Source organism: Rhodanobacter sp. 7MK24 (assembly GCF_014842995.1).
In the GTDB taxonomy this organism is placed as follows: Bacteria; Pseudomonadota; Gammaproteobacteria; order Xanthomonadales; family Rhodanobacteraceae; genus Rhodanobacter_A.
Genome location: NZ_JACYXL010000003.1, coordinates 253,669 through 274,122, shown reverse-complemented (window position 1 = coordinate 274,122; position 20,454 = coordinate 253,669). Strand labels below are relative to the sequence as shown.

The following is a 20,454-nucleotide window of genomic DNA, read 5'->3' as shown; positions in this document are numbered from 1 at the left end:
TCATGGATCCATGTTGCGGTTGGCTGACATCCGTGTCGCAGGTGAATCGTCGGGAATGATCTGACCTGTGCGCTCCCGTGTGGCCAAGCCGGCAATCCAAAGTGAGAAGGCGCCCGCCGCGATTGCGCTTGGGCTGAGTTGGCCATGCGCAATATTGGAGCTGTAGGCGATAACGAATGCCGCCAGTACGGCGGTTACGGCGTATTTGCGATAACGCGATGGATTGTTTCCGCAGCGGACGAGTGCGAACAAGGCGGCGGCCACGCCGAAACCATAGGCAAATGGACGGAGCGGTGCTTCTCCATGCGCTGCGCCTATGCATAGCAGACACACCCATGGAACGACGGAAGTGTGAAATCTGGCTAATGGGATGTGGGCTGGTTCTGGCCTCGCTTGCCATGCCAAAAGGCGCAAGGAGATCGAGATGGGCAGTACGACGCATATGGTTGACTGCACTAAGATGATGACGAGGTCGGTGGCGGACAGGTTGCTTGCGCCATTCGGTGTCGCGGGGATTTGTGCCAAACAGGCTACGACTTCGATTGCGAGTAGTGCCAGGATATGGCTTCCGAGGATCAGTGATCTTTCGCGTGTTTTCCAGGTCGGCGAGGCGGCCTTGGGCCAAAAGCGAATGGCTTTTGGGTTGAAGAAATTGGATAGCGGTTGTGTGCATTCAAGTTTGCATTCGAAGCATATGCTGTAGATGAAGTCAGCAATTCGTTTCGGTCCTTTGAATTCAATGCAATGCAGGGCGATTTCCCACCAGGCGAAACGCGAAAGTGTCTTGCGTATGGAGCGCATTCGTTGGATGTCTGGAGGATTTTCGTAAGGGCTTTTTGTGATTCGAGTCAATGCGTATTCGTTGGTCGGTAATAGCAGCCAGTGCAGGTGGTTTTCGGCGATGCGGCGTGATGTGTTTTGCTCATGATCGTCGAGTACGTCAGCTGGCCATTGAAAGTGCTCGCGTAATACCTCGAAGCAGGCTCGTGGCATGGGGGTGTGGCGAACCAGGTTTAGCGTTGCTTCCGAAATGGATTTTCGTTTGAGGTTTGGCCATGCCAATCCTGTAACCGCCAGCCATGCATGCAGGCGGTCACTATCTCCTGATGAGCATGTTTCTCGAAGTTGTTGCAGATAACTTTGTTCGTCTAACTCGTGGCTGGGATCGACCCATTGATCAAGAAAGTTTTTGTACTTGGTTATAGGGGAGTACAAGCTGCGGAGAAGGTCGACCAGTTTGGTCTGTGCTGATTTGTCCGGTATGGCACTGACGTCATTGAGCTGGAAATAGTCGAGCAAAGTGTCGAAGCAGGAGCTTGGCATGGGTATCGGAACTTGCTTCAGTCTTGCCAGCAGTGTGCGTGCAAAAGCTTGCTTGACAGGGAGCGACCAAAGTTCGGGTTGCGCGTCCAGCCAGCTGCGCACGGTATCTGCGTCCCCTTTGATGGCAATCATTGCCAGCGCTCGATGGAGCGCATCGAAGTCTACCGAGGATGGAGTCGATGGGTCTGGCGTGAGGTGTGGCGAAATATCTCGTGTTTTCTGTGCGGAATTGCTTTGCGGATTCGAAAAAAAGAGAGCGGGAGGGTTCAGGATTTCCAGTGCGGAAGATTCCGCTGGCCTTGGCGCGGCCTGAGGAGGTTTGTGCATTTCCAATCGGACGGGGTCGCATGGTTTCGCTGATGCGGGCGTTTGCGATGGAGATGCTGACGAAGGTTGAGCAACACGTTTTCCCAACTGCGCAATTGCAGTTTGGTACGCAGTATTCAGGCGCTGGAACGCCGCGGCGTCATCGTCCGGCCGCGTCGTGCGCAGCAGGCGCGCATAGGCGCGCTTGATCGTGGCGGCATCAGCATCGGCGGCAACGCCGAGCAATTCGTGGACCCAGGTCAAAGCTGGCGTTCCAGTTCGTCCATGGCCTGGCCGAAGCGCGTGCGGTGTTCGCCGATCAGCCGCTCGTCCTGCGATTCCAGCGTCTGCGTGAAGCGGCCTATCCATTCGCGCAACACGTCGCGCGCGGCGATGTATTCCTCGAACAGGCGCTCGGCGCGCGCCAGCAGTGCGAGGTTTTCCTGCTTGGAGCGGGGGTGGATCTTCAGTTCCGACAGGGCATCCAGCCTGGCGCGGATTTCCTCCTTGCTCAGGATGCCCGGGTTCTGCTCCAGCACCAGTTCGTGGCGCGTGCCGCTGGCGGCGGGCGCGGCCTCCACCTGCAGCACGCCGTTGATGTCGTAAGTGAAGCGGACGACCACGGCGTTGTCCGCGATGGGCAGGGTGGGGTTGAGCGGCACGTCCAGTTGCCCGAGCTTGATGTTGCGCGCCACCATCGGGCTTTCGCCCTGGTAGATCTTGAGCGACAGCAGCTTCTGCCGCTCGGTCATCGGGAAATAGGTGGATTCGCGGCTGATCGGCACCACGCTGTTGCGCTGGATGAGAGGCGAGAACAGCCCGTTCTGCACGTTCCCGTGCTCGTCCTTTTGCCCAACTTCCACGCCCAGCGTGTACGGGCAGACGTCGGTGAGGATGATCTCGTCCAGCTTGACGTTGCGGCTCTTGAGGCCGGCGGCCACGCAGGCGCCCATGGCGATGGCTTCGTCCGGGTTGATGTGGCGCAGCGGCAGCCGGCCGAACATGCGCGCGATCAGCCGCGACACCAGCGGCATGCGGCTGGCGCCGCCGACCAGCACGATCTCGTTGAGTTGTTCCGGTTGCAGCCGCGCGTCGCGCAAGGCGCGTTCGAGCGGGGCGCGCATGCGCTGCAGCAGCGGCTCGGCCAGTTGTAGGAAACGGTCCTGGTCGATCTGCCAGCGGATGACGCGTTCGCCGACCTGGCAATCGATGCGCTGCTCGGATTGCTGGCTCAACGCGCGCTTGAGTACTTCCAGGCGTCGGCGCAGCAGGCCGCGTTCGACGGGCGAGAAGTCCGCGGCATTCAACTTGAGGTCGGCGAGGCAGGTGTTTTCCAGCAGGTCGAGGAAGTCCTCGCCGCCCAGGAAGTTGTCGCCGGCGCTGGCATGCACTTCGACCACGCCTTCGAAAGTCTCCAGCACCGAGACGTCAAACGTGCCGCCGCCGAGGTCGAAGACCAGGAAACGCGTGCCCTCGGGCTTGGCTTCCAGGCCGTAAGCGAGGGCGGCGGCGGTGGGTTCGTTGATCAGGCGTTCCACCTTGATGCCGGCCAGTTCGCCGGCCGCGCGCGTGGCCTTGCGCTGCGCATCGGAAAAATAGGCCGGCACGCTGATCACGGCTTCATCCACTTTCTCGCCGAGCGCGGCTTCGGCGTCGGCGATCAGCGAGCGGAGCACCAGGGCCGACAACTCCTCGGGGCGAAACTGGCGGTTGCCGAGCGGCGTCTCGCGCGACGACCCCATCCAGCGCTTGAAGGCCGCAACGGTGCTTTTGGGATGGCTCACCAGGCGGTCGCGCGCGGCTTCGCCGATGATCATGTGGCCGTCGTCGTCGATGCTGACGACGGAGGGCGTGAGCAATTCGCCCAGCGCATTTGGGAAAAGCCGCGGGCCGTCCTCGCCGAAACAGCCGATCAGCGAATGCGTGGTGCCCAGGTCAATGCCGACGATCACTGGTTGTTCCCCCTTGGTCTTGCATCCATGGCCGTCCGGCCAGTGTGTTACATCCGGAACACGCCGTAGCGCTGCGGCTCGATCGGCGCATTCATCGAAGCGGAGATGGCGAGCCCCAGCACGCGGCGCGTGTCGGCCGGGTCGATGATGCCGTCGTCCCACAGGCGCGCGCTGGCGTAGTAGGGATGGCCTTGATGTTCGTATTGTTCGCGGATCGGCGTCTTGAAGGCGTCCTCTTCTTCCGCGCTCCACGACTTGCCGGCGGCCTCGATGCCGTCGCGTTTCACGGTGGCGAGCACCGACGCGGCCTGTTCGCCGCCCATCACGCTGATGCGCGCGTTCGGCCACATCCACAGGAAGCGGGCGCCGTAGGCGCGGCCGCACATGGCGTAATTGCCGGCGCCGAAGCTGCCGCCGATCACCACGGTGAACTTGGGCACGTGGGAGCAGGCGACCGCCGTCACCATCTTCGCGCCGTCCTTCGCAATGCCGGCTTGTTCGTATTTCTTGCCGACCATGAAGCCGGTGATATTCTGCAGGAACACCAGTGGCACGTTGCGCTGGTTGCACAGCTCGATGAAGTGCGCGCCCTTGAGCGCGCTCTCGGCGAACAGGATGCCGTTGTTGGCGACAATGCCCACCGGGTAGCCGTGGATGTGTGCGAAGCCGCACACCAGGGTCTTGCCATAACGGGCCTTGAATTCATGGAATTCCGAGCCGTCCACGATGCGCGCGATCACCTCGCGGATGTCGAACGGGCGGCGGGTGTCCTCGGGGATCACGCCGTACAGCTCGCTGGACGGGTATTTCGGTTCGGCGGGTTCGCGCAGCGCCAGCGGCACGGTCTTCCTGCGGTTGAGGCTCGCCACGATGTCGCGGGCGATGGACAGTGCATGCGCATCGTTCTCGGCGTAATGGTCGGCCACCCCCGAGATGGAGGTATGGACGTCCGCGCCGCCCAGCGTCTCCGCGTCGACCACCTCGCCGGTGGCGGCCTTCACCAGTGGCGGCCCGCCGAGGAAGATCGTGCCTTGCTCTCGCACGATGATGGTTTCGTCGCTCATCGCCGGCACGTAGGCGCCGCCGGCGGTGCAACTGCCCATCACCACTGCGATCTGCGGGATGCCCAGGCCCGACATGCGTGCCTGGTTGTAGAAGATGCGGCCGAAGTGTTCCTTGTCCGGGAACACCTCATCCTGCAGGGGCAGGAAGGCGCCGCCGGAGTCGACCAGGTAGACGCAGGGCAGGCGGTTTTCCAGCGCCACCTCCTGCGCCCGAAGGTGTTTTTTCACCGTCATCGGAAAGTAGGTGCCGCCCTTGACGGTGGCATCGTTGGCGACCACCACCACTTCGATGCCGTTGACCCGGCCGATGCCGGTGATGACGCCTGCCGCGGGCGCCGCATCGTCGTACATGCCATGCGCCGCCAGCGGCGAAAGTTCGAGGAAGGGCGAGCCGGGGTCGAGCAGGGCACGGATGCGTTCGCGCGGCAGCAGCTTGCCGCGGGCGACGTGCTTCTCCCGAGCCTTGGCGCCGCCGCCCTCGGAGCTGCGTGCCAGTTCGCGGCGCAGATCTTCGGTGAGCGCGCGCAGGCGTTCGCCGGCGGACTGGAATTCGGGGGAACGCGGGTCGATCTGCGAGACGATGACACTCATGCGCGGCTGCCGTCGGCGGAATGAATCCGCGCATGATACCGGGAGTGCCATGCAGCAAGGCGGCCCCGGAGCGGCGCTCCCTAAAGAGTGCGGCCATGGATGGCCGCCCGTGTGGCTTCCGCGTTCAAGGATGAACGCACAAGTACAGACGAAGGGCGGCCGTCCGTTTGATCTTCGCGCTTTTGGACGAACGCACGTGTGCGTTCGCACGGATACATCCAAAAAAAACGGCCGCTCGAGGCGGCCGTTTTCTCGAACTGCGTAACGAGGATCAGTGACCCTTCATCGCGTCCTTGGCCTTGTCGGCAGCCTTGCCGGCAGCGCTGGCAGCAGCGGCGGGAGCGGCAGCAGTGGAAGCCGGAGCAGCAGCGGTCGAAGCCGGGGCAGCAGCGGTGGAAGCCGGAGCGGCAGCCGGAGCAGCAGCGGTCGAAGCCGGGGCGGTCGCCGCAGCCTGCTGAGCCTGGTCAGCGGAGGCCTGCTGGGCCTGATCGCTCGACTGGGCGTTCTGCGCGGAATCCTGCGCGCCGTTGCTGCAAGCCGCCAGCAGCGCGACGAGCGCGGAGGCGAGAAGGGTACGCGTCAACTTCATGGTGTATCTCCTAAGCCGTGGAATGCCGAATGGCGGATTATTATTAGCGCTTTCCCGCGCCGCGCGCCATAACTTTCGGCGAGCCGCTTCAGACTCCGTTGAAAGCCGGCATGGCGCCTTTGCGGAGAAACCTCAGTCGAGACGTTCCACCGCGATCGCGGTGGCCTCGCCGCCGCCGATGCACAGGCTGGCGACGCCGCGCTTGAGGCCGCGCACCGTCAGGGCGTTGAGCAGGGTCACCACGAGGCGTGCGCCGCTGGCGCCGATCGGGTGGCCCAGCGCGCAGGCGCCGCCGTTGACGTTGACCTTCTCATGCGGGATGCCGAGCTCCTTGATCGGCGCCATCGCCACCACCGCGAAAGCCTCGTTGATCTCGAAGAGGTCGACATCGGCCACCTTCCAGCCGGCCTTGTCCAGCACTTTCTGGATGGCACTGACCGGGGCGGTGGTGAACCACTCCGGCTCCTGCGAATGGGTGGCATGGGCGACGATGCGCGCCAGCGGCTTGAGGCCGCGCTTGTGCGCGTCGTCGGCCGACAGCAGCACCACGGCGGCGGCGCCGTCGGAGATGCTGGAAGAGCTGGCCGCCGTGATGGTGCCGTTCTCCTTGCGGAAAGCAGGCTTCAGCGAAGGAATCTTGGCGATATCGGAACGGCCGGGCTGCTCGTCGGTGTCCACCACCACGTCGCCCTTGCGGCCGGCCACGGTCACCGGAGCGATCTCGCCGGCGAAGGCGCCGGACTGCTGCGCGGCCTGCGAGCGCTTCACCGATTCGATGGCGAAGGCATCCTGGTCCTCGCGGCTGAAGTGGTACTTGTCGGCGCACAGTTCGCCGAACACGCCCATCGCCTTGCCGTCGTAGGGATTGGTGAGGCCGTCCCACGCCATGTGGTCGATCAGCTTGCCGTCGCCGTAGCGGATGCCGGTGCGGGCATTGACCAGGTGCGGCGCGTTGGTCATCGACTCCATGCCGCCGGCCACCACCACATTGGCCGAGCCGGCCTTGATCAGGTCGTGGCCCAGCATGATCGCCTTCATGCCCGAGCCGCACACCTTGTTGATGGTGGTGCAGCCGACAGACTTCGGCAGGTCGGCTTCCAGCGCGGCCTGGCGGGCGGGCGCCTGGCCGAGGCCGGCCGGCAGCACGCAGCCCATGATGACCTCGCCGACGTCGGCGGGCGCGACACCGGATTGTTCCAGCGCGGCACGGATCGCCGTGGCGCCCAGCTTCGGGGTGGGCACGCCGGTGAACTGGCCGAGGAAGGAACCAATGGCGGTGCGCTTGGCACCGACGATGACAACGCTGACGTCGGACATGGGGATCTCCACGCAATCACGAATGGCGCAAGGCGCCGGGGGACGATTGCAGGATTATCGCAGGCCCCAGCGAAACGCGGCAAACTGCGTGGCTCGATCGCAAGGTTTTGCAGGGCGTTCGCCGCGCCGGCGTTGTGAGAAACTGGGCTTCCACCGGATCCGCGCCGGTAGCCGCGGCTCTTTGAGGTGGCTGGCGCTGTTCGTGGATCGGGGAGGAATCATGAAGCCGCATGGAGAGATGGGCAGTCGCGTCCTGCGTCGTTGCCGTTTGGCTGGTGCAGTGGGCCTGGCGTTGAGTCTGGCTGCTTGCGGCGGGGGCGGTGGCAGCAACGTCAAATCGACTCCCTCGTCGTCGCCTGCGTCATCCTCGACCGCGCCGGCGCAGCCGCCGATAGACGCCCAGCTTTCGATCACCAACACCTATGCCGCCCACAACCAGGGTTACACCGGAGCGGGCGTCACCATCGGCATCGTGGACAGCGGCATCATGGCGAGCAACCCGACGGTTGCGGGGCGCGTGACGCAGGAACTGATCTACGTCGATCCGAGCACCAACAACACGAAGGTGGACGACGTGGTGGGCCACGGCACCTGGGTGTCGGAGATCGCGGCGGGCACGCCGTTCGCCCAGTTCCCCGGCGGCATCGCGCCGGGCGCCGACCTGGTGTCGGCGCGCATCATCGACGACAACTCGCCGGACGACAACGGCTCGACGGCGCCGTCGACGGTCACCGCCAGCGATGCGCAGTTCTTCGGCCAGGTCAATTCGGACCTGATCAATGCCGGCGTCAAGGTGATGAACAATTCCTGGGGCGGCATCACCTGGGATACCACCAATGCCAGCCTGAACCAGGCTTTCGACCAGGCCTACAGCCCGTTCGTGAACCAGCAGGGCGGACTCGTGGTGTTCGCCGCCGGCAACGATTCGGAAGCCAACCCGAGCACCATCGCGACCCTGCCCAACGTCGCGCCGGATCTTGCCAAGGGCTGGCTGGTGGCGGTGGCGGTCAACAGCAACAACCCGACCCAGTTGGAAGGCTATTCGAACAAGTGCGGTTCGGCGATGAACTACTGCCTGGCCGCACCTGGCGACGTGATCGTGCTCGACAAGGACACCACGGCCAGCACCAGCAATCCCAGCTACTACATCGTGGAGGGCACCTCGTTCGCGGCACCGGAGGTGTCGGGCGCAGCTGCGCTGGTGTGGCAGGCCTATCCGTATTTCACCAACGACTTGGTGCGGCAGACCTTGCTAGGTACCGCCGATCCGCTGGGTGGCTCGCAGCCCAATCCCACCTACGGCTATGGCGAACTGGACGTGGGTCGCGCGGTAAATGGCCCGATGCAGTTCAACTGGGGCGACGTCACCGTCAGTTTCAGCGGAAACTCCAGCTGGAACAATCCGATCTCCGGCGCCGGCGGCCTGATCAAGCAGGGCAGCGGTACGCTCAACCTCACCCAGCCTTCCAGCTACACCGGCGAGACGCAGGTGCAGGGCGGCGTGCTGACCGCGGTATCGCTGGCCGGAGCGGCTGCCGTCAGCAGCGGCGCCACTCTGGGCGGCATGTCCGCCATCGGCGGCAACGTGAGCAACGCCGGCACGCTCGCCATCGCGAACACCAACGTCAGTGTGGGCGGCAACTACACGCAACAGAGCGGTGGCCAGTTGGCGGTGTCGCTGGGTTCGACGCTCAACGTGGCCGGCACGGCCAGCATCGCCGGCAATCTTCTGGTGATCGGCGCCAACTCGGGCTACACCGCCAACTCGCAGACCAATGTGATCCTTGCCAAGGGCGGCCTCAGCGGTACGTTCGCCAGCATGACCACGGCGTCGAACATACTGCTTACCGCCTCGCTCAACTACAGCGCGACTGCGGCATGGCTCGACGTGCAGCAAGTGAAGGTGAGTGCGGTGCAGGGCACCAGCTATACCAGTGCCTCGTCCGGCGCGGCGCAGCGCGTGGATGCGGCCTTTGGCCAGATCAATGCGCAGTTGGCCAACGCCGCGGCGGCAGGCTCGCCAGTGGCCAGCAGCTTCATTTCCGGTGCGGCCACCCTGCAGCAGACGACCACTCTGGGCAATTTGCAGCAATCGCTGGAAAGCCTCTCCGGTCAGCTGCACGCCGCCAGTGCGGCGATGACCTTCGAGGCGATCGACGCCGGCACGCGCGCCTTGACCGACCATTTCGACCAGTTGCTGTCCGCGCCATCGCAGCAGCCGATCGGTGCGTGGGTGCAAAGCCTCGGTTATCAGGGCTCCATGTCGCGCAGCGGTTACAGCAACGTGGCCTATGACCTCAACGGTTGGCTGGTGGGGCAGGACTTCCGTGTCGGTGGCAGCGGCGTGGCCGGCTTTGCGTTGAGCGGTACGCAAGGATTGGGACGCCTGACCGAAAGCGCAGACCAGGGCTACAGCCGCGCCGTGGAAGGCATGCTCTACGGCGGCACGATGCGTGGCAACTGGTACGCGATGGGCCGCTTCGGCTTTGGTACCTACCAGGAAACCATGCAGCGCCAGCTGCAACTCGGTGGTCAGGCCACCGGCGTGGGCAGCGACAGCAGTGGCCGCTATGGCGTGGCCTATGGCGAGAGCGGCTACCGCATGATGCTGGGTGAAACCCGCGTCACGCCGTATGCGAGTCTGGAATACGCGCAGATCCAGCGCGACGGCTTCGACGAAATGGGCGGCGACGGCTTCGGCCTGAAATCCGACGGGCTCACCACCGCGCGTTGGCAGGCTGGCCTGGGCCTGCGCGCCAGTCACAACTGGCAACTCGGACGCGCCGGCAGCCTCAGCCTGCAGGGACAGATGGCGTGGCAGCAATCCTTCGGCCTGCGCGGCGAAGTATTCGACGCCAGCTTCACCGGCGTGAACCAATGGGCACCGCTGGGCGGCATCGGGCTGGCACGCTACGGCGGTTTGGCCGGGGCTTCGCTGGACTGGAGCATGAACACGCACAACAGCCTGTCGCTGGGTTACGACCAGTACTTCGGTCAGGGGCAGCAGGCGACGATGGCGATGCTCAACTACAAGTGGACGTTCTGAACCCGGTTGCCAGCCAGGAATGGTCCGGTCGATCAGCCGCTTGCCATGTCATTCCTGCGTAAGCAGGGACATGCGCGAAGCGCGCATAACGCCTGCAGGGCGGCCGTGAAGGAGCGGGTGCGGCGAGCCATCAAGTGACTTTGCACACGAGGGACCGCAGGCATCGGATCCAGGACTGGCTAGCCATCGGCCTTTGAAAAACGCTTCGTTGGAAAATCGAGGGTCACTCCGGAAGCCCTCCCCTTGCGGGGAGGGCTTTTTGCTCCTATCCGTCAGAACTTCCAGTCCAGGCTGATGCGGCCGGACTGGTCGCGCGACTGCTTGCCGAACTGGCCCTGATAGGTGCCATCCACCGTCACGTTGGGCGCGATGGTGAAGCTGATGCCCACGTTGGCGACGCCGGCATTGCGCAGCACCGGCGTACCGGTGATGTCGAAGCTGTCGCTGCCGCTGGCGAAGCGCATCGTATCCACCGGCAACACGTCGCCCCAGGCATGTTGCCAGCCGAGGCTGGCGTGGGCATGCAGGCCGTGGTTCGCCGCGCCGAGGTCGAAGCTGGCGCGCAGGCCCAGCGTGCCGTAGCCCACGGTGCTGTCCTGACCCGCCACATCGAGCGCGGCCGGCGTGCCGTTCTCCTGCACGCTCGGCGTGCTCAGGCGTTCCACTGCCAGGTTGGCGAACGGCGCCAACGTGGTGTTGCCCTGCACGAACGGCAGGCTGCCATCGAGGTACGCCTGTGCGGTGTGCGCGTGGTAGCTGCTGTCGGCGACGCCGTCGAACGAGCCAAAGTCGATGGCGCGATGGGTGTCCACCTTCTGCCAGCCGTAGATCGCCGCGCCCTGCCACAGCAGGGCACCGGTCTGCGCGCTGCCATAGACGCCGAGGTGCTGGTCGAGGGTGTGTGCGGCCGAGCCTTGCGCGTCGATGCGCGTGCTGCCTTCGCCCGTGCTCATCACTGCGCCGAGACGTGCCGTGCCCAGCGGCAGATCGGCGCCGAACAGCAGGCCGCTGCCGTTGGAATCCATGGTCGAGGCGTTGCTGTTGCCGTCGTGGCTGCCCCAGTGGCCCCACGTGGACGTCCAGGCCGTGATGCCGTCGGCATCGGTGACGTTGAGGCCGTTGGCGTCGTTGCTCTGACCGGCGATGTGCTGGTTGATCGCGTCGCGCACGTAGTGGTCGTCGTCCATGATCGCGGTGCGGGTGGAGGCGTGGATTTCGCCGCCGAGCTGGGCGAAGGCCGAGCGGGCGGTGGCGGCATTCAGCGTAACCACCGCGTCGTACACCGGATTGCCCGTGCCCAGCGCCTGCGTGGCGGCGGCGGTCGCGGTCTGGTTCGGCGTCTGTCCGACGGAGGGGAAGCTGACGTTGTTGCGTGCCATCGTCAGGGTCAGAGCCACGTTGTTACCCGCGTAACTCACGGTGGGCGTGAGGAAAGCGAAGTTCGACGCGCCCGCGATGGTGGTGCTGCCGAACGTGCCGTTCACGCTGCCGGCCGAAAGCAATGTGAGCTGCTGGCCTTGCGTGTAGGTGCCGGCGTCGACGGTCAGCGCCAGCGTGCCGGCCAGCGTGGCCGTACCGCCCACCTTCAGTTCCGAAGCGGCCGTCGCGCCGACTTCGATGTCCAGCGTGGCGTTGCTGGCCTGCGTGTAGTTGCCCGCAATCGTCAGCGTGCCGATGGAGCCGCCCGGCCACACTGTGCCGTTGTTGACCACGTTGCCGCCGATGCTGCCGTGGCCGCGCAGCGTGGCGCCGCTGTTGACGGTGACGTTGCTGCCCAGCGCGGCCGACGGCGTGGATGCATCGCCCACTTCCAGCATGCCGGCCTGCACGGTCGTCGTGCCGGCGAACGCGCTGCTGTCGCCGTCGAGGATCAGGATGCCCGCACCACTCTTGGTCAAGCTGCCGCTGCCGGCGATGGCACCGGCGAGGGTGCCGTCGCTGGCCTGGTCGAACACCAGTGCCGCGTTGTCGGTGACCTTGCCCGGCAGGCTTGCGCTGCTGGCCACCAGCGTACCCGTGTTGATCGTGGTGCCGCCGGTGTAGTCGTTGGCGCCGGTCAAGGTGAGCGTGCCGCTGCCGTTCTGCACCAGCGCGCCGCTGCCGGTAATCGCACCGGCGAAGGTCGTATCGCCGGAGAGCTTGAAGGCCAGCGTGCCGTTGTCCGCCACGTTGCCGGTGATCGAGCCGGCCGAACCGCCGTTGCCGACCTGCAAGGTGCCGCTGCTGATCGTGGTGCCGCCGGTGTAGGTGTTCGCACCCGTCAACGTGAGCGTGCCCGCGCCTTGCTGGGTCAACGTGCCGCTGCCGGAAATCACGCCGGCATACGTGCTGGCGGCTGCGTTGTCGAATACCAGCGCGGCATTGTCGGTGACGCTGCCGGTCAACGCGCCGTCGCCGCCGTTGTGGCCGCTGCCCACTTGCAGTGTGCCGTCGCTGATCGTCCAGGTTGCGGTGGACGCCGTGCTGCCGGTGACGACCCAGGTGCTGCTGCCGGTCTTGGCGAAGTTGGCGAAGCCGTCGTACTGCACCGTGCCGGTCCAGCCCGTGGGTGTGGTGGCAACGATCTGCGACAGGTCGAACGTGGCGTTGGTGCTGCCGCCCAGCGCCAGCGTGTCGCCACCGTTGGTGGTGCCGCTGCTGCTGATGACATTGCCGGTGAAGCTGTAGCCGCTTTCCAGCGTCAGCGTGTTGCCGCCGCCGGAGAACTCCACCGCATCCGCCTGCGCACCGCTGCCGCCATCGGCCTTGCCGCCGGCGATGCTGCCGACGTTGGTCACGTTGCTGTTGCCCGTGGCGATCAGGCCCACGCCGCCGAGGCCGCCGGTACCGTTGCTGCCAGCGGTGCCCGCCATGCCGGCATTGCCGTTGCTGCCGACGTTGCCGGTGGTTCCATTGATACCAGGGGCTGATTCATAGCCGCCGCTCATGCCACCGACGCCCAAGGTGCCGCCGGCGCCGCCATAGCCTGCGGCGCCTGCTGCGCCTCCGGCACCGCCGCTGCCGCCCGTGCCGCCATTGCCGCCGACGATGCTGCCCGTATTGGTCAGGGTGAAATCACTGCCGCTGACGCCGGCTCCGCCGTTGCCGCCGTTGCCACCGTTACCGCCATTGCCGCCATTGCCGCCATTGCCTCCGGTGCCTCCGTCCCCACCGTTGCCGCCTGCGCCGCCAGGGGTGCCGGGAATACCTGGAAGGGTCAGGGTGGTACCGCCAGGACCCGGTAGGGTCATGCCGGGGATGCCCCCAACGCCAGGAGTGCCCATAGCACCCGCGCCGCCCGCGCCACCCGCGCCACCCGCGCCGCCATTGCCGCCGGTGCCACCATCGCTGCCATAGGCACCTTCACCACCGGCGATGGTGCCGGTGTTGGTCATGGCGAAGTTGGTGCCACTCACGCCTGCACCGCCATTGCTGCCATTGCCGCCGTTGGTACCCGCGGTGCCGTCGGTGCCGTTGCCGCCCACGCCACCGTTGCCGCCGTTGCTGCCCGCTGCGCTGGCGTTGGTGCCTGCCGTGCCGGTGGCACCGGTGCCACCGGCTGATCCGTTGATGATGACGCCATTGCCGCCCACGCCGCCGCTGATCGTGCCGGCGTTGGCGATCGTGGCCTGGTTACTGCTGGCTTCCACCTGCACGCCCGCACCGCCGTTGCCGCTGGCGCCATTGGCGTAGTTGCCGCCGCCGGTGCCGCCGAAGATGATGCCGGTGCTGGTGTTGGTCAGGGTGATGCCGCTGCCGTCGATGCCCGCGCCGCCCACGCCACCCGTGCCGCTGCTGCCACCTGGGCCCGTGGTGTAGTTGCCGAAGCCGCCGGCGATGCTGCCGGCGTTGTTGACGGTGAAGCCGCTGCCGGCGATGCCTGCGCCGCCTGCGCCGCCGCGTGAGGCGGTGGCGCTGGCATCGGCATAGGTGGCGCCGCCCATGCCGCCGCGGACGTATGCTCCCTTGGCATTGTTGACGGTGAAGTTGCTGCCGCTGATGCCCGCGCCGCCCGCGCCGCCGCCGATGTCGCTGAAGCCGCCGCCGCCGCCCTTGATGAGGGCCGACGACAACGTGGTGCCGCTGACCACCGCGGGTGCGTTGTTGACGGAAAAGCCGGTGCCGCTGACACCCGCGCCGCCGTTGCCGCCAACGGCGTTTGGAGAATAGCTGGCGCCGCCACCTTTAACGTAGCCGGCGTTGTTCAGGGTATTGGCGCTGCTGCTGGCGCCGAAATAGATGCCTGCGCCGCCGGTGCCGGCGGTTGTACCTGTTCCGCTGACATTGCCCCAGCCACCGCTCACGCTGCCCCTGGCGTTGATGGTGGCGGTAAAGCCCGCACCCGAAACCGTGTTGGTGCCGTTCAATGTGCTGCCGGTGGCGTTGAGGCTCCACACACGCCCGTCGTCCACTACCAGCGTGGTGTCGCTGTCCATGCTGATGGGGGTGTTCAGAAAGCCGGCTTGGCTGGCGCTGGTCGAGCCGAGCTGCAAGGTGCCGCCGGCCACGGTGATGCCGCCGCTCAACGAGTTCTGGCTGTTGCCGGTCAGCACCAGCGTGCCGAGGTCGGTCTTGGTGAAGCCGTCGGTGCCGGTGAGCCTGCTGTTGAGGGTGGCGGTCATGCTTGCGCCGTCGGCGCTGCCGTCACCCACGCGGATGACGGGCGCGGTGGTGGTGCTGCCATCGGTGGTGGGATCCAACTGGAAGTTGCCGTTCACCGTGTAGCCGTCCACCGCGAACTGCATGCCGGTGGCATCCACGCTGCCGTTCACCGTCACCGTGCCCGCCGTGCCGCCGAACACGGCAAAGTTGCCGTTGACCCACGTGCCGTTGGCGGCGCTGCCGTCGGCGTTCGTCCAGTTGGCGCCGTTGGTGCCGTTGGTGCTGGAGGTGGTACCCCACGAGCCGCTGCCGCCACCCATCTGCGTGGCGCTGGCCGCGCCGTTGGCGTTCCAGTAGTTGAGCGTGACGCCGGTGCTGTCCACCAGGTTGATCTGGCCAGCAAGGCTCTGCAGGGCCAGCGACTGCACACTCGGCGTGGTGCCAAGGGTGAGGCCGCCATTGAGCTGGGTGAGCGTGCCGGTGTAGCTGATCACCTTGTACACGCCCGGCCCCATGATGCCGGCGTTGGTGACGTTGAGCGTGGCGCCGTCCAATGCCAGGGCGCCGTTGACCTGGATGCTGTCGCCCGAGGTCGGTGCGCCGTAGGCAATGTCGATGATGCTGCCGTTGGCGGCGGTGAGGCTGCCGACCGTGAGCGTGCCGAGGGCGGTGTCGTTGGTGTTGCCGGTGCCACCCAATGCCAGGGTGGCCAGATCATTCAGCGTCACGTTGCCAAGGATGCTGCCGTGGCCGCTCAGCGTGCCGTCGCCGTTCACCACCACGTTGCCGGCCACTTGTGCCGTGGTGTTCGAGGCATCGCCCACCATCAGGCTGGCGCCGCTGTCCACCGTGGTTGGGCCGGTGTAGGTGTTGATGCCGTTGAGCGTTTCCGTGCCGCCGCTCACTTCGAGGCTGCCGGTGTTGCTTGCACCGCCGTCGGAGATCACACCGCTGAACGTCCCGCTGGCATCGGTAAGCGTGAGGTGGCTTTGACCAAGGTGGACGCTGCCGCTGCCATCGAGCGAGGTGATGTAGGCATTGCCCTCGTTGGACGTATCAAGCGTGGCACCGCTGCCCACGTTCACGTCGGACGAAGCGGCGATGCTGCCGCCGTACAGCGTCAGCGTACCGCCCACGATGTCCGTGGCGCCGGTGTAGGTGTTGGCGGCGGTGAGCGACAGCGTGCCCGTGCCGGTCTTCTCCAGCGTGCCGGCCGGGGTGCCGTCGGAAATGATGCCGCTGTAGGTGGCGCTGTCGCTGCCATCCACTTCGATGGTGGGGTCGCCGTTGATGGTGAGCGCATTGGCAACGGCCACGCCGTTGCTGAGCACCAGGGTGGTGCCCGCCGCCATGTTCAGCGTGCCGGTGCCCAGTGCAGAGCTGTTGCCCACCGTCAGCGTGCCGCTGCTGAGGGTGGTGCCGCCGGTGTAGGTGTTTGCGTTGGTGAGCGTTTCGCTGCCGCCGTCGATGACGAGCTTGCCGCCGATGCCGCCCATGGTTCCGCCCATGTCGCTGATCGTGCCGTTGAACGTGCCGGTGGCACTGGTCAGCGTGAGCGTGTTGCCGCCCAGATACACATTGCCGCTGCTGCCGCCGTCCAGACTGGTGATGGATACGTCGAGGTTGGCGCTGCTGCTGATGTCGAGCGAGCCGTTGGCGACCACATCGCTGGAGCTGGCGATGCTACCCGTGCCGGCCAGAAGCAGAGTCGCGCCGGAATCGATGGTGGTGGCGCCTGTGTAGGTGTTGCCGCCAGTGAGTGTCTGTGTGCCGCTGACGAGTTCCAGCTGGCCGCCAGTGCCCGTGGTGGCGCCTCCAGCGTCGCCGATGACGCCGCCGAACGAGTTGCCGCCACCAGCCAGTTGCAGTTTCTGGCCGCCCAGCTTCACGCTGCCGCCGCCGGTCAGGTCGTTGATGGACGCGCCGCTGGTGGTGCTGCTGATGTCCAGCGTGCCGTCGACTTCCACGCCGCCGGAGCTGGCGATGCTGCCCGAGCCGGCCAGCGCCAGCGTTGCGCCCGCGTCGATGATGGTGTCGCCGGTATAGCTGTTGGCGCCGGTGAGCGTTTCGGTGCCGCCATCCGCGACGACACTGGCGGCGCTGCCACCGTGTATGCCGTTGTCCTGGATCGCGCCACCAAACGTGTCGTTGGCGTTGGTGAACACGAGACGGGCGCTGCCGAGTGCGACGTTGCCGCTGCCTGCCAGACTCGTGATGTGAATGGCACCGCTGTCGCCGCTGACGTCGAGTATCGCGCCGCTGCCCACGTCCACGCTGGACGAACTGGCAATGTTGCCGCCGCCGGCCAGCGCCAGTGTGCCGGCGCTGATGGTGGTGGTGCCGGTGTAGATGCTGCCGCCGTAGTACGTCAGGGTGCCCGCACCGGTTTTGGTCAGTGAACCAGTGGAGCCAGCCAGATTTGAGTACAAGGTGCCGGTGCCGGATGCCACATCGACGCTGGCGTTGCCGTTCAGCACGACGGTGTTGTTGAGGCCGACGCCATCGGCCAGCCCCAGCGTGGCGCCATCCTCGATGGTCACGCTGCCGCTGAAGAGCAGCACGCTGCTGTTGCCCACCAGCAGTTCGCCGCCCTTGATGTCTGTGGTGCCGCCGAAGCTGGCGCCTGTGTTGTTGAGGGTCAGCGTGCCGTCGTCGATCTTGACGAGCGTGCCGCCGCCGCTGAGGTTTCCGCTGTAAGTGCCGGTGCTGGCGCCGCCGGTATTGGCGTTGCCGCTGCCCACGTCGAATGCCACCGTGGCGCCGGAATCCGCCGTGACGTTGCCGGCCAGCGAGTTGGGGTCGCCCTGCAAGGTTCCAGCTGCCACCGTCCACGTCTGGCTGCCATTGCCGGTGAGCGTCCACGTGCTGGTGCCGGTCTTGGCGTAGTTGTTGAAGTTGAAGAATTGCGGCGTGCCGGTGTACGACGAGGGCGAGTTGGTGGTGATCTGCGACACGTCGAACGAGGCCGCGCCGCTGCCACCCAGCGCCAGCGTGTCGCCACCGCCGTTGCTGAACACGTTGCCGCCAAGCTGATAGCCGCTTTCCAGCGTGAACGTGTTGCTGCTGCCGGAGAGAACCACGGCATTGATGGTGCCGGAGTAGGGCGTGATGCTGCCGCCCAGCGTCAACTGCTGGCCACCTTGCAGCATCCACTGCGTGTTGCTGCTGGTGCCGGTATAGACGACCGAGCCGCTGCCGCCTGACAGGTTCAGGGTCGGGTTGGTACCGAGGCCGTTGACGTTGCCACTGAGCGTCAGCGTGGTGGGGGTGCCGTTGGTGTCATCGCCAACATTGATCCATGCGCCTTCGGTACTGCCGCCGTTTAGCACATTGATCGAGCGGGCCGAGGTGAAGTTTCCCGTGGTTTGCAGCCAGCCGCCGCCAAAGTTGAGGTGGCCCGTGGTGTCGCCGACACCGGCGGGTGCCTCGCCGAGGTCGGCGTCGCTGGACACCGACACGGTACCGCCACCGCTGATGGTGGTGCCGCCGCTGTAGTTGTTGCTGGTGTTGCTCAGTACCAGTGTGCCGTAGTCGCTCTTGGCCAGCGTACCTGCGCCAGTCACCTGACCTGCCAGAGTGAGGTTGCCGCCGCCAACGACATCGAAGATTTCGCCACCGGTACCACTCAGGTTGACGGTTCTTGTAGAGGTGACGCTGGATGTGCTTTGGTCGTACAGCTCTCCGGCATTGGAGAGCGTGAGGCTGCCAGTGGCCGCGCCGAGGTTGCCATCGCTGCTGATCGTTAGCATGCCGCCATTGATGGTGGTGCCGCCGGTGTAGGTGTTGTTGCCGGTGAGCGTGAGCGAGGCGCCGCTGCCTATGGTCAGGCTGCCGCCGCTGCCCTGGATCACGCCGCCGAAGGTGCCGCCGTTGCCGCTGATCGTGAGCGCCTTGCTGCCGAGGTTCACCGTGCCGCCGCCGTTGAGCGCCTCAATGGTCGCGCCGCTGGTGGTGCCGCTGATGTTGAACGTCCCCGCCGCGCCGCTGAAGACCACGTTGGAGGACTGGGCGATGCTGCCGCTGCCGCTCAACGCCAGCGTGCCGCCGTTGATGGTGGTGGCACCGGTGAAGCCGTTGTTGCCGGCGAGGGTTTCGGTGCCGGCGCTCAATGCCAGGCCGCCGCTGCCGTTGATCGCGCCGCTGAAGGTGCCGCTGGCGTTGGTGAGCGCGAGCGTCTTGCTGCCGAGGGTCACCGTGCCGATGTTGCCGCTGAGCGAGGGGATGGACGCACCGTTGGTGGTGCCGCTGATGTCGAACGTGCCGTTGTCGTAGATGCTCGAGTCAGAGAGGCTGCCGTTGCCGGACAGTTTCAGCGTACCGCCACTGTTGGTGCTGGTGGAGCCGGAGAAAGTGTTGACACCAGTCAGCGTGAGCGTGCCGGAGTTGGCGATCAGGCTGCCGTTGCCTGTGATGGCTCCGGAGATGGTGATTGCACTGCTGGTGGCGTTGATCGTGGTGGTGCCGTTGTCGATCAGCGCAGTGGAGGTGGCCACGCCATTGATGGTGCCGCCGGAAAGATTCGGAGCGCTGACAGCGTCGCTGGTGATGGTGGCGCTGGCAACGTTCGTCACTTCCACCGCGCCATTCAACACGGAGCCATCGAACAGATTCAGATGGTTGCTGCCGCCGGTGAACAACACAGCGTCACCGTTGCCGCCGGCGTTGCCAGCGTTGCCGGAACTGCCGGTCCCGCCTGCGCCGCCCGCACCGCCGGTAATGGTGCCTCGGTTGTTGATGGTGACGCCGTAGCCGGCAATGCCGTTGCCGCCGCCGCCACCGCCGCCGCCCGAGGTGCCGCCGTTGCCACCTGCGCCACCTGCGCCGCCGGTGATGGTGCCGTAGTTGTAGAGCGTGGCTCCGTTTGTGGCGAGTACGCCATTGCCGCCGCCGCCGCCGCCGCCGCCGAAGCCGCTGCTGGCCGCGCCACCTGCGCCGCCGTAGCCGCCGGTGACACCCATGCCGCTTGAGACATGGAGAACCGGGGCGCTGCCGTTCATGTACACACCCACGCCGCCGCCGCCGCCGCCGCCGCCGCTGTGGCCTGACGCGGAGTCGCTGCCACCATACTGGCCGCCAATGGCCGTGATGCTGCCGAGTGTTGTGTAGGAGGCTCCAATCACATGCGCGCCATAGAGTCCGCCCGAGCCGCCCGCACCGGTGAAGCCATTGCTGCCCTGACCACCACTGCCGTAGTTGTTGCTGCTGTATCCGGCCCTGGCACCGCTGCCACCCGCGCCGCCCGCACCACTGCTGCCGCCCGCGCCGGCACTGGCACCGCTCGTGCCGCCTCGCCCACCCACGGTTTGCGCGGCCGCCTGCGGCGCAACGACCCCCAACGCCACGCCCAACACCATGCTCAAGGCCAGCGCCAGCGGATGCCTGCGCATCGGCGACGTGCCTTCACCGGTGGCCGCGCCGCCTTGCGAGTGCGCGAATTCGGAGGCGACCTGCAGCACGCGCAGCGCGCGGTTCCAGACGAGACGGTAGATGCGGTTCATGGTGTAGCCCCTGTGATGTTGCGTTGTCGATGTGGTGGGTGCAGCCCCTCGTCACTGCACAGCGCAGGGCGAGGTTGGGAATGGGTGGAGGCGAGGGGAGACGGAGCACGACACGACCACCCGGTGGGGTGGCTCAGGTGACGTGCATGCCTCAGGGGTGCAAGTGGGCGCGATGGCCTAGGCGGGT

General features: G+C 66.0%; 7 protein-coding genes. 1 reads left to right on the top strand and 6 read right to left on the bottom strand.

Annotated features, from left to right (window positions below):
* The 5 genes from IHE49_RS07715 to IHE49_RS07695 all read right to left on the bottom strand — a co-directional run bounded on the left by IHE49_RS07715 (position 1) and on the right by IHE49_RS07695 (position 7,142).
* Entirely contained in the window at positions 1 to 1,893 is a 1,893-nt protein-coding gene (locus tag IHE49_RS07715; protein WP_192156511.1) for a J domain-containing protein, read from the bottom strand.
* Positions 1,890 to 3,581 (bottom strand): molecular chaperone HscC, encoded by a 1,692-nt coding sequence (locus IHE49_RS07710; protein ID WP_192156509.1) that lies wholly within the window; start codon positions 3,579 to 3,581, stop codon positions 1,890 to 1,892. The genes IHE49_RS07715 and IHE49_RS07710 overlap by 4 nt, the downstream gene beginning before the upstream one ends.
* A gap of 47 nt (positions 3,582 to 3,628) precedes the next feature.
* Entirely contained in the window at positions 3,629 to 5,236 is a 1,608-nt protein-coding gene (locus tag IHE49_RS07705) for a carboxyl transferase domain-containing protein (protein WP_192156507.1), read from the bottom strand.
* 271 nt (positions 5,237 to 5,507) lie between these two features.
* Entirely contained in the window at positions 5,508 to 5,825 is a 318-nt protein-coding gene (locus tag IHE49_RS07700) for a hypothetical protein (protein WP_192156505.1), read from the bottom strand.
* 132 nt (positions 5,826 to 5,957) lie between these two features.
* Positions 5,958 to 7,142, bottom strand: coding sequence for an acetyl-CoA C-acyltransferase (locus IHE49_RS07695; protein WP_192156503.1), 1,185 nt, complete (start codon positions 7,140 to 7,142; stop codon positions 5,958 to 5,960).
* Positions 7,143 to 7,362: 220 nt separating this feature from the next.
* Between IHE49_RS07695 and IHE49_RS07690 the strand changes: the two genes are divergently transcribed.
* Positions 7,363 to 10,188, top strand: coding sequence for a S8 family serine peptidase (locus IHE49_RS07690; protein WP_225578272.1), 2,826 nt, complete (start codon positions 7,363 to 7,365; stop codon positions 10,186 to 10,188).
* Positions 10,189 to 10,460: 272 nt separating this feature from the next.
* On the opposite strand, the gene IHE49_RS07685 is transcribed toward IHE49_RS07690, so the two are convergent.
* Positions 10,461 to 20,267: an autotransporter-associated beta strand repeat-containing protein gene (locus IHE49_RS07685; protein WP_192156502.1), complete on the bottom strand. Its 9,807-nt coding sequence runs from the start codon at positions 20,265 to 20,267 to the stop codon at positions 10,461 to 10,463.
* Positions 20,268 to 20,454: the final 187 nt, after the last annotated feature.

Excerpts from the sequence above, each read along its gene's own strand:
- IHE49_RS07705 (WP_192156507.1), bottom strand. The coding sequence starts at position 5,236 with ATGAGTGTCATCGTCTCGCAGATCGACCCGCGTTCCCCCGAATTCCAG.
- IHE49_RS07700 (WP_192156505.1), bottom strand. The coding sequence starts at position 5,825 with ATGAAGTTGACGCGTACCCTTCTCGCCTCCGCGCTCGTCGCGCTGCTG.
- IHE49_RS07695 (WP_192156503.1), bottom strand. The coding sequence starts at position 7,142 with ATGTCCGACGTCAGCGTTGTCATCGTCGGTGCCAAGCGCACCGCCATT.
- IHE49_RS07690 (WP_225578272.1), top strand. The coding sequence starts at position 7,363 with ATGAAGCCGCATGGAGAGATGGGCAGTCGCGTCCTGCGTCGTTGCCGT.
- IHE49_RS07685 (WP_192156502.1), bottom strand. The coding sequence starts at position 20,267 with ATGAACCGCATCTACCGTCTCGTCTGGAACCGCGCGCTGCGCGTGCTG.